Raw genomic sequence first — 12,547 nt, 5'->3', positions numbered from 1 at the left:
AGCGGGCCGGACGCATAGTCCGCCCTTCGTCGTCGCATCGCCAGGCGGGGGGCGCCGCCCCCGCCCGGCGAGTGGTGCGCCTCAGATCTTACCGTCGAGGCCCATCTGGTAGTATTTGTGGATGATCTTGTCCTGGTTCTCGAGAAGCCAGTCGATCGAAGGCTCGTTGGTCATGGCCTTGCGGATTGCTTCCGTCATGCCCTTGCGCTGGATCTCGAACAGAGCCTTGTGATCGACCGTCTCGGCCTCGATCACGCCGGGGCTGAGCCAGACCGAGCAGATGATGCCGAGATCGTTGGCCTTCTCCTTGGGGATGTAGCCGAGGCGCACCGCGTCGAGGACGCCGTTGGCGATGGCGAACTGCACCGTGCCCATCAGGATGGAGGTGTATTTGCTCTCCGTGACGCTGACCTTGGAGACGCAGAGCGTCACCGGCCGCACCATGATGTCGGTGTTCAGGAGCGCGAAGACGCGGGAATGGCCCACCACCTGATCGCCCGTGAGGGTGGCGAGCGCCGTGCCGACCGGCCCGTCGAGCTCTCCGATGATGACCTCCGGCTCGGAGGCGGTGTTGGGCGGGCCGCCGGCGACCAGGGCCTCGCCGGCCCGCAGGATGATGCGTTCGCTCATGGACATGTCCTTCTCGATGTCGGAATGGCCCGCACATTCCCGCCCCGTCGCCGGATGTCCAGGGGGATCGGCGAATTTCGAGCCCGCCGACGCCCCGCGCGATCTGTAAGGGGCACGGCTTTCGCGTCCTGTTGCAGCGCGCTATGACCGCCGCAGCGGGAGCGCGGCCGGCCCCGGCCGCGTGATGAGAAAGGTTCTGAGGATCATGTCGAAGATCAAGGTGGCGAACCCGGTCGTCGAACTCGACGGCGACGAGATGACCCGGATCATCTGGAGCGAGATCAAGAACAAGCTCATCCACCCCTATCTCGACCTCGACCTCGACTATTACGACCTCGGCGTCGAGCACCGCGACGAGACGAACGACAAGGTCACCGTCGATGCGGCCGAGGCGATCAAGCGCCACGGCGTCGGCGTGAAATGCGCCACCATCACCCCCGACGAGCAGCGGGTGGAGGAGTTCAAGCTGAAGGAGATGTGGCGGTCGCCCAACGGCACGATCCGCAACATCCTCGGCGGCGTGATCTTCCGCGAGCCGATCATCTGCAAGAACGTGCCGCGCCTCGTGCCGGGCTGGACCCAGCCCTTCGTCATCGGCCGCCACGCCTACGGCGACCAGTATCGCGCCACCGACTTCAAGGTGCCCGGCAAGGGCCGTCTGACCATCAAGTTCGAGGGCGACGACGGCACGATCATCGAGAAGGAAGTCTTCAAGTTCCCGGCCGCCGGCGTCGCGATGTCGATGTACAATCTCGACGAGTCGATCCGCGACTTCGCCCGCGCCTCGTTGAATTACGGCCTCGCCCGCAAGTACCCGGTCTACCTGTCCACCAAGAACACCATCCTCAAGGCCTATGATGGCCGCTTCAAGGACCTGTTCCAGGAAGTGTTCGACGCCGAATTCAAGGCGAAGTTCCAGGCGCTCGGCATCACCTACGAGCACCGCCTCATCGACGACATGGTCGCCTCCTGCCTCAAATGGTCGGGCGGCTACGTCTGGGCCTGTAAGAACTACGACGGCGACGTGCAGTCGGACACCGCCGCCCAGGGCTTCGGCTCGCTCGGCCTGATGACCTCGGTGCTGATGACGCCGGACGGCCAGACCGTGGAGGCGGAGGCCGCGCACGGCACGGTGACGCGACACTACCGCGAGCATCAGAAGGGCAAGGAGACCTCCACCAACTCCATCGCCTCGATCTTCGCCTGGAGCCGTGGCCTCGCCCACCGCGCCAAGCTCGACGACAATGCGGATCTCGCCAAGTTCGCCAACACGCTGGAGAAGGTCTGCGTCGACACGGTGGAAGCCGGTTTCATGACCAAGGATCTGGCCCTTCTGGTCGGCCCCGATCAGCGCTGGCTCTCCACCACCGGCTTCCTCGACAAGGTCGATGCGAACCTGAAGACCGCCATGGCCTGAGGGCGAAGCTCGGGTTTCCCCTCTCCCCGCGGGCGGGGAGAGGGGAATGCGTGGCCTTCCCCGTCAGGATGACGGCCTTGACGCCTCGGCGTTGCGCTTGCGGGTCGCGGCGGCCTTCTTCGCCGAGGCGGAGCGCTGCTCGGCACTGCGGGAGGCCGAGGCCTTTCCACCGGCGGTCCCGCCCTTGTGGGCCGCCGGATGGGAGCTCGACTTGCCCCGCCCCGATCCGCCCGGATACTTGCCGCCGCCATCGTCCTTGTTGACGGTCGCCCAGGCGCGGGCCTCGGCTTCCTTCTCCGGCACGCCGCGCTCCTCGTAGGATTCCGCGATGTGCTCGGCCTTGCGGATCTGCTTGTCGGTATATTTCGACTTGTCACCCTGCGGCATGGCGAGTTTCCCGTATCGGGCCCGTCGCCGCCGCCTCAGCTGTCGTCGGTCGGACCGTCCAGGATGGCGCGAACGCGGCGGATCAGATCGGTACGGCGATAGGGCTTGTTCAGAAGGTCGAACTCCGAACCCCCGGCATCGGTTCGCTCGAGACTTGCCTCGGCGTAACCGGTGGTCAGCAGGACCTTCAATTGGGGTTGCCGCCGCTTGGCCTCGCGGGCGAGCATGATGCCGTTCATCCCGCCCGGCATGATGAGGTCGGTGAACAGCAGGTCCACCGAACCGCTCGAATCCAGGATCTCCAGTGCCTCGCGGCCATTTCGGGCCATCAACAGCGTGTAGCCGCTGTCGCGCAGGATGGTTCGCGCCAGTTCGGCCACGTCCTCGCGGTCGTCGACGATGAGGATGGTCTCGGTCCCCTGGCGATCGACCGTCCCCGGCATCGCGCGGTTGGGCTCCCGGTCGTCCTCGGCGGCGGCGGGGAAGGACAGGCGGACGCGCGTTCCCTTGCCGACTACGGACTCGATCTGCGCCGCGCCCCCGGATTGCCTGGCGAAGCCGTAGACCATCGAGAGGCCGAGCCCCGTGCCCTTGCCCTCGTCCTTCGTCGTGAAGAACGGCTCCATCACCCGCGCCAGGGTCGGCGGTGGGATTCCCGCTCCTGTATCGGTGATGGTCACGGTGACGTAGCGACCCTCGCCCAGGGAATCCGACCCGCCGAAATCCTGTGAGCCCAGATCCTGCGCGCCGATATCCCGGTTCTCGGTGGAGACGATTACGGTGCCGCCCTCCGGCATGGCGTCGCGGGCATTGATGAGGATGTTGAGCAGGGCGACCTCGGCCTGTGCCGGGTCGACACGGCAGTTCCAAAGGTCTTCGCCCAAGTCGAGCCGCAGCGTGATCGCGTCACCGAGGCTGCGCGCGGCCATATCCTCCATGCCCTTCACGAGGGCGTTGAGATTGACCGCGCGGCCGTCGAGACGCTGCTTGCGCGCGAAGGCGAGAAGCTGCTGGGTCAGGGTAGTCGCCCGTTCGGCGGCGGTCCGGATGTTGTCGGTGGCGCGCCGAAGGCGGTTCCGGTCCGCATCCGGACGGTCGAGACCGTGGCTCAGAATATCGATATAGCCGACGATGACCTGGAGAAGGTTGTTGAAGTCGTGGGCGATGCCGCCGGTCAACTGGCCGAGCGCCTCCATCTTCTGGGCCTGCCCCAACGCCTCCTCGACGGTGCGGCGGCGGGAGACGTCGAGCTGCGAGGCGAAGAAATACACGAGGTCGCCGGCCGCATTGTAGATCGGCGCGACGAACAGCGCATTCCAGAACGTCGATCCGTCCTTGCGGTAGTTGATGATCTCGGTGGTGAATTCCCGCCTTGCCTGGATCGCCTCGCGCAGGGCGTTCACGCTGTCGCGGTCGGTGTCCGGTCCCTGGAGGAAGCGGCAATTGCGACCGATGATCTCCTCGGGTTCATAGCCTGTCAGGCCGAGAAAGGCCTTGTTGACGAAGACGATCGGGTTGTCGTCCTGCCGGGGGTCGGTGACCACCATCGGCATCCGGGTCGCCTCGACAGCCGTGAAGAAGATGTCGCTGGTGTGATCGGCAATCTCCGACACCGCCCCCGTTCTCACGCGCGGCGGATCACCAGCAGGCGGTTTCTCGGGGCTATCGGTCATCATCTGTCGATTGTCGTGCCAGGGAATGAATGTGGGTCGGAAATACCCAACGGCTGGCGCATCGTTCGTTTCCCTTGACGAATCCCGCGATGACGACGCAGGCGCCCACGTCGTCATCGATCGCAACGGCCTGGAGTCGCGCCCGACCGGCTGGGTCGGGACGCATCTCCAGGCGTTTGCTCCGCTGCGCTCACTGTCGCCGAAGTGGCATCCACTTCGGCGGAGCGTGCTTCAGGTCGCCGAGGGAGCGAAGCGCACGCTCTCGATATTGGCGCGTTCGAACGCCTGCATCACGTGCTGGTAGGAGCGCTCCATCTCGGTCGCCTCGTCACCTTCGGTCTCCTCGGGCTTGAGCACGAACATCAGCATCGAGCGTCCGGTGACGTCGTAGCGGTCCCCGATGGCCCAGGTGCCGATCTCCTGACTGTCGGGCAGGTTGGTGTCGAGCAGTCGCGTCCAGCCGACGCCGCCGACGGAACCCGGCAGGGTGAAGGAAACGAGGTCGCTGTAGGCGTTGTAGAGGATCAGCAGCGTCGCATCGCCTCCCCGGCGGTGGATGCCGGAAGCCTGGGCGCGGCCATCGAGCAGGACGGCGATGGAATGCGCGCCGCCATCCGTCCAGTTCTCCGTGGACATTTCCTCGCCGTCGGGCCGCAGCCAGGTGACGTCCTTGACGCCGAGGTCCTCGTCATAGGCGCCGGAGAGGAAGCGGCCGCGGGTGAGGATCGGAAGGGCCTCGCGCAGGATGGTGAGGCGCTGCGTGAACTCGGCGAGGTCGCGACCGGCATCGTCGATCCCCTCCCAATCGAGCCAGGAGATCTCGTTGTCCTGGCAATAGGCGTTGTTGTTGCCGCCCTGGCTGCGGGCGAACTCGTCGCCGGCGAGCAGCATCGGCGTTCCCCGCGAGAGGAACAGCGTCGCCATCATGTTGCGCATCTGGCGGGTGCGCACCGCCTTGATCGCCTCATCGTCGGTGGGGCCTTCGACGCCGTAATTGTTCGAGAGGTTGTGGGAATGCCCGTCCCGCCCATCCTCGCCATTCGCGAGGTTGTGCTTCTCGTTGTACGAAACCGTGTCGTTCAGCGTGAACCCGTCATGAGCGGTGAGGAAGTTCACCGAGGCCCAGGGCTTGCGCCCGCGCTTGTTGAACTTGTCGGCCGATCCGGTGATGCGTGAGGCGAGGCTCGGCAGCAATCCGGAATCGCCGCGCCAGTAGCCGCGGACATCGTCGCGGAACCGGTCGTTCCATTCCGCCCAGCCCGGCGGGAAGCCGCCGACCTGATAGCCGCCGGGCCCGCAATCCCACGGCTCGGCAATGAGCTTGACCGAGTTCAGCACCGGGTCCTGCCGGCAGGTATCGAGGAAGCCGCCGCCCTCGTCGAAACCGTGCGGCTCGCGCCCCAGGATGGTGGCGAGATCGAAGCGGAAGCCGTCGACCCGCATTTCCGTCGCCCAGTAGCGAAGGGAATCGGTCACCAGCTGCAGGACGCGCGGGTGCGAGAGGTTGAAGGTGTTACCGGTGCCGGTATCGTTGATGTAGTAGCGCTCGTCGCCGGGCATGAGGCGGTAGTAGGAAGCGTTGTCGACGCCCTTGAACGACAGGGTCGGACCCTTCTCGTTGCCCTCGGCGGTGTGGTTGTAGACCACGTCGAGGATCACTTCGAGGCCGGCGCCGTGCATGCGCGCCACCATCTCCTTGAACTCGGAGAAGGCGAAGTCCGGCACCGCCGCGTAGCGCCGGGCGGGCGTGAAGAATGAGATCGTGTTGTAGCCCCAGTAATTCACCAGGTTCTTTTCCTGGAGATAATCGTCCTGCACGAAGGCATGGACGGGCAGGAGCTCCACCGAGGTCACGCCGAGGCTCTTGATGTAGTCGAGCACGGCCGGGTTGCCGAGGCCGGCATAGGTGCCGCGCAGCTTCTCCGGCACGGCCGGATGCAGCTTGGTGAAGCCCTTCACATGGGTTTCGTAGAAGATCGTCTTCTCCCACGGCACGTGGGGTTTGCGGTCCCGTCCCCAGGTGAAGGCCGGGTCGATGACGCGGCTGCGGCGGGTGAAGGGCGCGGAATCGCGCTCGTCGAAGGTGAGGTCGTCACCCGTCTCCATCTGGTAGCCGAACAGGGCCGGATTCCAAGTGATGGATCCGACGAGACCTTTGGCATAGGGGTCGATCAGCAGCTTGTTCGGGTTGAAGCGGTGCCCGGCCTTGGGCTCGTAGGGGCCGTGGACCCGGTAGCCGTAGATCGTGCCGGGCCGCGCGTCGGGCAGGTAGCCGTGCCAGATCTCGTCGGTGTATTCCGGCAACTCGATGCGCTCGAGTTCCTGCTCTCCGGCATCGTCGAACAGGCAGAGCTCGACCTTGGTGGCATGGGCCGAGAACAGGGCGAAATTGACGCCGAGGCCATCCCAGTTGGCGCCCAGCGGATAGGGTGATCCCTCTTTGATGCGCGATCGCACCGCCTTCGTCTGCGTGGCGGCCTGCGGCATCGGGGGGTTCTTGGCGACCATGATCACTCCAGGGGGGGCTCGCTGCCTGAGGCGGAGCCCGACGGCATGAATTCTGCCGAGTGAACGTTCATGCTTGACCGTAAGGTCCGCCGGCGTGGAAACTTTTTGCGGTGCGAGAGGCACATTCGCGTCAATGCCGTACTATGATCGGGTCGCTTTGCCGCGCTCGACATCGTTGCCGTTCTGGAGCCAGCCCATGCCCGACAGATCTTCCGTTTTGCAGACCGTCGCCGACCGGCACGGCGTCAGCGTCGATGCCGTGCGCCATCTCATGCGCGCGCTGGAAGCGGGCAATGGGACCATGGCCCAGTTCAACCATCCCGAACTCGGAGGGTTCGGCCAATGGTCGTCCGGCGGCATGACCATGATCGGCAACATGTTCGACGCGAATCTCAAGTCGCGCGTGGCGGCGATCTGCTCGGACCTCGCCCAATCCCTGCCCCCCGGCGGTTGGAACGACGGCTCGACGTCCGCCAATTGGTGGCCCGCCGAACTCGGCCGACCGGCGACGTCGGGCTCGCAGAACAACATGCGCTACGCCTATTTCCCGGATAGCCGGCTGCTCGCCGTGGAGACCGCCGGAACGCTCGTCCTTTACGATACCGGGCATTACGACATATCCGGCGTCTCGCAGCAGCAGGGCGATACCCAGAGCCTCCGCTTCAGCGGCCGCAACGGTTACGTCGACCTCGAATCGCTCCAGCGGGTCAGCGTGGCCCCCACGCCGGAACGCTCCCTCGAACCGAAGCCGTTCCACCCCGACCCGATCGCGGCCCCGCCCCGCACCGAAGAGCGCCCGCGTCCGGCCCCGGAGCCGGACTTCGCCCAGGCCGGATCCCCCTCGGGGGACGTGATCTCGACCCTCGAGCGCCTGTCCGAACTCCATCGCAAGGGCGTGCTCACCGAGGCGGAGTTTTCGTCCAAGAAGGCCGAACTTCTGGCGCGGTTGTAGGGGGCGTGGTCGGCGCCGCGCGATTGCGCCGGGACCTCCATCCCCACGGTGTCTCTCCTCCCGCGGGGCTCGGACCGGGACCTGGAAGTGTCGTCAGGCCCATCGCGCGCCGCCTGTCATGCGGCTGCGCGCGTCATCGCCTGGCAGGGCGAAATCATCGTGGACCTTGCCGATCGATCCGACGGCATGCTTCCGGCGCTGAGAAACCCGCCCTCCACGGTACGACATAGGGTGCAGCGTCTCGAATACCTCACGGCATCCGGACTCGCTCCCATTTCCGCGGTTTTTATCGTAACGAGGGATCGATGACCGATAATGACATGCGCGAATCACGCGCCGCACTGATCCTGCTCGCCGTCGCGGTCGCGTCGGTCCTGATATTCGGCGCGATCACGATTATGATTCAGCTCTGAGCCGAATGGACCGATCGCGGCGCCCCGGCGACCTCAGTGGGTCCAGGGCGCCGTGCGGTTGAATTTGAAGTTGTCCGAATAGGACAGGCCCTTGCGGATCGCGGGCTTCTGGGGCTGCTCGACCCGGAAGGTGATGCCGTTGCGGGTGGCGTAGGCGACGGCCTCGTCCTGGGTCTCGAACGACAACCTGACCTGCTGCAGCATGTCCGACGATCCGGTCCAACCCATCAGGGGGTCGGTGTCGCGCGGAGAGCTCTGGTCGAATTCCAGCAGCCAGGCCTTGGTGCGGGCCGTGCCGGATTGCGAGGCATCCTTGGCGGGCTGATAGATTCGAGCACTCGGCATCGTGGGGTCGATAGCTCCAGCAGGAGAGAACGGCCGATACGCACGCGATTGGTCGGGGCGATAGGATTCGAACCTACGACCCTCTGGTCCCAAACCAGATGCGCTACCAGGCTGCGCTACACCCCGACACGCTCGCGCGCAGAGCGGAGGTACGGTTTTTGGAAGCAAACAGCAAGCGCGCCGCGGCGATAAGCGCCACGATGGTGAAGGAGAGTCGAACTCTGCGGCCCCTCCCCTGTCGGCGGCTCTGCGGATCAGACGGAGAACGCCACGCCGAGCTTCCGGTCCCGTCTCCAGACGACCGTGCAGGCGCGCGGCTTGGCGTAGGCGGTCATCACCAGGATGAACTCGTCCGGAACCTCCTCGGGAGACTCGACCTCGATCTGTGCGCCGGTCTCGGACTGGTCCCAGACCAGGCAGTCGATATCCGCCCGCTCGCCCGCGAAGGAGAGCGCCCCGATGCGAAATGCACCTTTCCGCGAGGCGCGGCGACGATTGGTAGTCACGTCATGGATCCAGCTCTAACCTGACGCCGACTGTCACCCTGGCCGGTTAATTTTCAGGCTATCGGTACAATGTCAGACCAACACGTCGACGACGCGGTTCTGACCTGTCGGGCGGGCGTTCGAGGTTGGTTCGGTACGCGCGCCGACATTGACGGAGACGACGTTCGGCTCGGCCTCGCGTTGGCGCAGGGCGTCGCGTCGGGCATCCGTCACGACGTCGATGGCTTTCAGCAGTCCAAGTGAGCTCAGCGAAACCGTGATCGTCATCGGGAGGGGCCTCCGTCGATGGATGGGGGTGCTATGCCTCGAGCGCGGAGCGGTCTACGGGCGGGATGCTACACGAGGATGTCGAGGACGCGCTTCTCGGTGTCGAGGGTCGATTTCAGCACCGCCGTGTTGACCTCGAAGCTCGCCTTGCTCTCCAACAGTTGCATGGCCGAGCTCGACAGGTCGACCTGGGTCGGGCTGGGGAGGATCTGATCCACCTGGGTCGGGCTGGGCATGGTCATGCCGACCGAGGCGATCTGTTCCGCCGCGTTGCTGAAGCGCTGGGAGGCCGCCACCATCCCGCCGCCGCTGATCGAGATAGCGCTGCTCATCCTGCCGGTCTCCCGCTCGGGTACCCCCGTGAGCGATCATGCAAGCACGAGAACCCTGAAGCAATCGGTCGAACAATCCCTCGCATTCTAGTGACCTGCCACTCGACCAGCCCGGTATTCGCGTGACCGGCGCGGCTTGACCTCGGTGCCGGCGGTCGCCAACTCGACCTTCGGCGCTGCCCGGCAATCGCGGCGCGCTGAAAGGAATTTCGATGATCGATCTGCATTACTGGCCGACGCCGAATGGCCACAAGGTGACGATGTTCCTGGAGGAGGCTGGGCTTCCCTACACGATCAAGCCGGTGAACATCGGCAAGGGCGAGCAGTTCAAGCCGGACTTCCTCGCCATCGCCCCCAACAACCGGATGCCGGCCATCGTCGATCACGAACCGCCGGGGGGCGGCGCTCCGATCACTCTCTTCGAATCGGGCGCGATCCTGCTCTATCTCGCGGAGAAGACCGGACGCTTCATCGCCGCCGACCTGCCGGGTCGGGCCGAAATGCTGCAATGGCTGTTCTGGCAGATGGGCGGACTCGGGCCGATGCTCGGCCAGAACCACCACTTCTCCCAATATGCGCCGGAGAAGATCCCCTACGCCATCGAGCGCTACGTCAAGGAGACGAACCGGCTCTACGGCGTCCTCGACCGGCGTCTGGCCGACCGGGAGTTCGTCGCCGGGCCGGATTACTCCATCGCCGACATGGCCTCCTATCCGTGGATCGTCCCCTGGGAGAAGCAGGGCCAGAACCTCGACGATTTCCCCAACCTCAAGCGCTGGTTCACGGCCATCGCCGAGCGTCCCGGCACCAAGGCGGCCTATGCCCGCGCGCCCGAGGTCAACCCCGACCACGGCAAGACCATGAGCGAGGACGCCAAGAAGGTAATGTTCGGCCAGACCGCCAAACGGGTCTGACGCAAGCGGGACTGACCTATCGCCGGAGGCTGTCCAGCCTCACCGGGGCGGCGTGCGGGCGGGTCGCCAGCATGCCGTCGATCAGGGCCAGCACCTCGGCCCGGCCGCAATTGGCGGCCGGCTCGAACGGGGTCCAGGTCTGGGTGAAGTCGAGCTGGGCGAAGACGTCGCGATAGCGGCGCAGTTCGTTCGTGGTCAGCGGCACGCCGCGCACGAAGGCCTTGTGCGCCGAGATCGTCTCGGCCCGGCGGAAATCCTTCGGGTCGAGCTCGAATTTCAAGGCGTCACCGCAGAACAGAATTTTTCGCGATCGGTCGAACAGGATTGCGTGACCGTCGAAATGCCCCGCCGTGCGGTGGAGTTCGAGGCCGGGCAGCGGTTCGAGGAAATCGTCGTAGGGCCAGGAGACTTGCAAGGCCGCGCTCCAGATGAAGTCGGCGGCCGGCAGGCAGAGTTCAGGGTCGAATCGATCCTGCAACTGCACCAGCGCCCCGTAGGCGTGCGGGTGCGAGGAGGACAGGACCTGCATCCCGCCGAGGGACGCGATGTGCTTGAGCGCCGCCTCGCTGAAGACCGGGCAGGCCTCGAATCCCATATTCCCGTCGGGCGTCTGGATCAGGTAGGCGCTCGGCCCGATTCCCGAGACGGGATCGTTCCAGAACCGCCAGATTCCCGGCTCCAGCTCCTCCCAATGGCAGGGGAAGCGCTCCTGCGCCTCGCGCTCGCTCCAGAACTGCCAGCCCTTCTGCGGCACCACGTGACGTGCGTCGAGGCACATCGGACACGAGGGCGGCGGCGCGAAATGGCGCTGCCAGAACCCGCAATTGTCACAGGTATAGGCGGGGAGATCGAGGGCGCCGGCGAAGGGCAGGTATCCGGGAGACACGGTGGCGTTGCTCGGGTTCGGGACGGGAGGTCGAGGCCCAGCCATATAGGTCGTGCCGTGAGGCTGTCGCGGGTCGGATGACGAGAGGATCCCTCCGGAGCCGGCCGGAACGCATGGCTCCTGCGCCGGACGGCCCGGTTGCGAAGCGGCGGCGGCGTCGCGATCTCTTCCGGGTGGGGACGTTCATGGCCGGCGCGAGCCGGTCGCTCATGCAAACGGACACGCGATTCATGATCCCTCTTTCGGTTCTCGACCTCGCCTTCGTTCCGCATGGCGCGACGCCCGGGGACGCCCTGCGGAACACCCTCGACCTCGCGAGGGCCGCCGAGCGCCTCGAATACCGGCGATTCTGGCTCGCCGAGCACCACAACATGGTGGGCATCGCCAGCGCGGCGACTTCCGTGGTCATCGGCCACGTAGCCTCGGGCACGAGCCGCATCCGCGTCGGGGCCGGCGGGGTCATGCTGCCGAACCACTCGCCCATGGTCATCGCCGAGCAGTTCGGCACGCTGGAGACCCTGTATCCGGGCCGGATCGATCTCGGCCTGGGGCGCGCTCCGGGTACCGACCAGCGGACCTTGCGCGCCCTGCGGCGCTCGCCCGAGACGTCGGACCAGTTCCCGCAGGACGTCCTCGAACTCCAGGCGCTGCTGGGCGACGCGCAGCCGGGTCAGGTGATCCAGGCCGTGCCGGGCACGGGCACCAAGGTGCCGCTCTGGATTCTCGGCTCAAGCCTGTTCGGAGCGCAGCTTGCCGCCATGCTCGGCCTGCCCTACGCCTTCGCCTCGCATTTCGCGCCGGATGCGCTGATCCAAGCGCTCGCCGTCTATCGCGAGCGCTTCATCCCGTCCGAGCAGTCGACGGCGCCCCATGCCATGGTGGGCGTCAACGTCGTGGCGGCCGAGACCGATGCCGAGGCGCGCCGCCTGTTCACCTCGGCGCAGCAGCAATTCGCCAACATGTTCCGGGGCACGCGGGGCCTGCTGCCGCCGCCCATCGACGATATCGAGACCTATTGGTCGCCCTCCGAGAAGCGCCAGGCTTCGGGGATGCTCGCCCGCGCCATCGTCGGCTCGCCGGAGACGGTGAGCCGGGGGCTCGCCGACCTGATCGCCGAGACCGGCGCGGACGAACTCATGGTCGCCAGCGCCATCCACGACCATGCCGCCCGCGTGCGCTCCTACGAGATCCTGGCGGATGTCGCCGCGGCGCCGGTCCGGGCAGCCCCGGCACGGGAGCTCGTCGCGGGCTGAAGCCGGCTGCGCCGGGCAGGGTCTCGCATCCCTTAGGAGGTGTGCCTATGGTGCGGCACCAACA

Annotated in this window: 13 protein-coding genes and 1 tRNA gene; 4 read left to right on the top strand and 10 right to left on the bottom strand. The window is 66.1% G+C overall.

Annotated elements, in window-relative coordinates; translation table 11 throughout:
- Positions 1 to 81 precede the first annotated feature (81 nt).
- Positions 82 to 630, bottom strand: coding sequence for a formaldehyde-activating enzyme (locus ASF26_RS09200; protein WP_018042789.1), 549 nt, complete (start codon positions 628 to 630; stop codon positions 82 to 84).
- Positions 631 to 835: 205 nt separating this feature from the next.
- Between ASF26_RS09200 and ASF26_RS09195 the strand changes: the two genes are divergently transcribed.
- Positions 836 to 2,047, top strand: coding sequence for an NADP-dependent isocitrate dehydrogenase (locus ASF26_RS09195; protein WP_056252496.1), 1,212 nt, complete (start codon positions 836 to 838; stop codon positions 2,045 to 2,047).
- Between the two features lie 63 nt (positions 2,048 to 2,110).
- Here ASF26_RS09195 and ASF26_RS09190 read toward each other — a convergent pair whose 3' ends face one another.
- The 3 genes from ASF26_RS09190 to glgX all read right to left on the bottom strand — a co-directional run bounded on the left by ASF26_RS09190 (position 2,111) and on the right by glgX (position 6,615).
- The gene (locus ASF26_RS09190; protein WP_056252494.1) at positions 2,111 to 2,434 is read right to left on the bottom strand and encodes a hypothetical protein; all 324 of its coding nucleotides are present in this window, start codon (positions 2,432 to 2,434) and stop codon (positions 2,111 to 2,113) included.
- A gap of 35 nt (positions 2,435 to 2,469) precedes the next feature.
- Positions 2,470 to 4,107, bottom strand: a complete 1,638-nt coding sequence (locus ASF26_RS09185; protein ID WP_056253298.1) for a hybrid sensor histidine kinase/response regulator — start codon at positions 4,105 to 4,107, stop codon at positions 2,470 to 2,472.
- A gap of 231 nt (positions 4,108 to 4,338) precedes the next feature.
- Positions 4,339 to 6,615, bottom strand: a complete 2,277-nt coding sequence (glgX, locus tag ASF26_RS09180; protein ID WP_244475877.1) for a glycogen debranching protein GlgX — start codon at positions 6,613 to 6,615, stop codon at positions 4,339 to 4,341.
- Positions 6,616 to 6,811: 196 nt separating this feature from the next.
- On the opposite strand from glgX, the gene ASF26_RS09175 reads away from it, so the two are divergent.
- On the top strand, positions 6,812 to 7,567 hold the full coding sequence (locus ASF26_RS09175) for an SHOCT domain-containing protein (protein ID WP_056252491.1): 756 nt from the start codon (positions 6,812 to 6,814) through the stop codon (positions 7,565 to 7,567).
- A gap of 446 nt (positions 7,568 to 8,013) precedes the next feature.
- On the opposite strand, the gene ASF26_RS09170 is transcribed toward ASF26_RS09175, so the two are convergent.
- From ASF26_RS09170 to ASF26_RS09150, 5 genes are all read right to left on the bottom strand, one after another.
- The gene (locus ASF26_RS09170) at positions 8,014 to 8,325 is read right to left on the bottom strand and encodes an ETC complex I subunit (protein WP_018042781.1); all 312 of its coding nucleotides are present in this window, start codon (positions 8,323 to 8,325) and stop codon (positions 8,014 to 8,016) included.
- A 49-nt stretch (positions 8,326 to 8,374) separates the two neighbouring features.
- Positions 8,375 to 8,451 (bottom strand) — tRNA-Pro (locus tag ASF26_RS09165).
- 128 nt (positions 8,452 to 8,579) lie between these two features.
- Positions 8,580 to 8,831: a hypothetical protein gene (locus ASF26_RS09160; RefSeq protein ID WP_056144492.1), complete on the bottom strand. Its 252-nt coding sequence runs from the start codon at positions 8,829 to 8,831 to the stop codon at positions 8,580 to 8,582.
- A 72-nt stretch (positions 8,832 to 8,903) separates the two neighbouring features.
- Entirely contained in the window at positions 8,904 to 9,098 is a 195-nt protein-coding gene (locus ASF26_RS09155; protein WP_056144489.1) for a hypothetical protein, read from the bottom strand.
- Positions 9,099 to 9,166: 68 nt separating this feature from the next.
- Positions 9,167 to 9,430, bottom strand: a complete 264-nt coding sequence (locus ASF26_RS09150) for a hypothetical protein (protein WP_156462927.1) — start codon at positions 9,428 to 9,430, stop codon at positions 9,167 to 9,169.
- Between the two features lie 212 nt (positions 9,431 to 9,642).
- Here ASF26_RS09150 and ASF26_RS09145 point away from each other — a divergent pair, with 212 nt between their 5' ends.
- Positions 9,643 to 10,344: a glutathione binding-like protein gene (locus ASF26_RS09145; RefSeq protein ID WP_056252488.1), complete on the top strand. Its 702-nt coding sequence runs from the start codon at positions 9,643 to 9,645 to the stop codon at positions 10,342 to 10,344.
- Positions 10,345 to 10,360: 16 nt separating this feature from the next.
- Here ASF26_RS09145 and ASF26_RS09140 read toward each other — a convergent pair whose 3' ends face one another.
- Complete coding sequence (locus ASF26_RS09140) at positions 10,361 to 11,275, bottom strand: MBL fold metallo-hydrolase (protein ID WP_056252484.1); 915 nt, start codon at positions 11,273 to 11,275, stop codon at positions 10,361 to 10,363.
- 185 nt (positions 11,276 to 11,460) lie between these two features.
- Between ASF26_RS09140 and ASF26_RS09135 the strand changes: the two genes are divergently transcribed.
- A complete protein-coding gene (locus tag ASF26_RS09135) occupies positions 11,461 to 12,483 on the top strand; it encodes an LLM class flavin-dependent oxidoreductase (RefSeq protein ID WP_056253293.1) in 1,023 nt (340 codons plus the stop codon).
- Positions 12,484 to 12,547: the final 64 nt, after the last annotated feature.

The organism is Methylobacterium sp. Leaf93 (genome assembly GCF_001422345.1).
In the GTDB taxonomy this organism is placed as follows: domain Bacteria; phylum Pseudomonadota; class Alphaproteobacteria; order Rhizobiales; family Beijerinckiaceae; genus Methylobacterium; species Methylobacterium bullatum.
The sequence above is the reverse complement of the archived record's forward strand: the minus strand, read 5'-3'. Positions and strand labels throughout refer to the sequence as shown.

Bases quoted from the DNA above. Each gene is read 5' to 3' on its own strand.
- ASF26_RS09140 (WP_056252484.1), bottom strand. From the start codon at position 11,275: ATGGCTGGGCCTCGACCTCCCGTCCCGAACCCGAGCAACGCCACCGTG.
- ASF26_RS09170 (WP_018042781.1), bottom strand. From the start codon at position 8,325: ATGCCGAGTGCTCGAATCTATCAGCCCGCCAAGGATGCCTCGCAATCC.
- ASF26_RS09190 (WP_056252494.1), bottom strand. From the start codon at position 2,434: ATGCCGCAGGGTGACAAGTCGAAATATACCGACAAGCAGATCCGCAAG.
- glgX (WP_244475877.1), bottom strand. From the start codon at position 6,615: ATGGTCGCCAAGAACCCCCCGATGCCGCAGGCCGCCACGCAGACGAAG.
- ASF26_RS09195 (WP_056252496.1), top strand. From the start codon at position 836: ATGTCGAAGATCAAGGTGGCGAACCCGGTCGTCGAACTCGACGGCGAC.
- ASF26_RS09175 (WP_056252491.1), top strand. From the start codon at position 6,812: ATGCCCGACAGATCTTCCGTTTTGCAGACCGTCGCCGACCGGCACGGC.
- ASF26_RS09145 (WP_056252488.1), top strand. From the start codon at position 9,643: ATGATCGATCTGCATTACTGGCCGACGCCGAATGGCCACAAGGTGACG.
- ASF26_RS09150 (WP_156462927.1), bottom strand. From the start codon at position 9,430: ATGAGCAGCGCTATCTCGATCAGCGGCGGCGGGATGGTGGCGGCCTCC.
- ASF26_RS09185 (WP_056253298.1), bottom strand. From the start codon at position 4,107: ATGACCGATAGCCCCGAGAAACCGCCTGCTGGTGATCCGCCGCGCGTG.
- ASF26_RS09200 (WP_018042789.1), bottom strand. From the start codon at position 630: ATGAGCGAACGCATCATCCTGCGGGCCGGCGAGGCCCTGGTCGCCGGC.
- ASF26_RS09135 (WP_056253293.1), top strand. From the start codon at position 11,461: ATGATCCCTCTTTCGGTTCTCGACCTCGCCTTCGTTCCGCATGGCGCG.
- ASF26_RS09155 (WP_056144489.1), bottom strand. From the start codon at position 9,098: ATGACGATCACGGTTTCGCTGAGCTCACTTGGACTGCTGAAAGCCATC.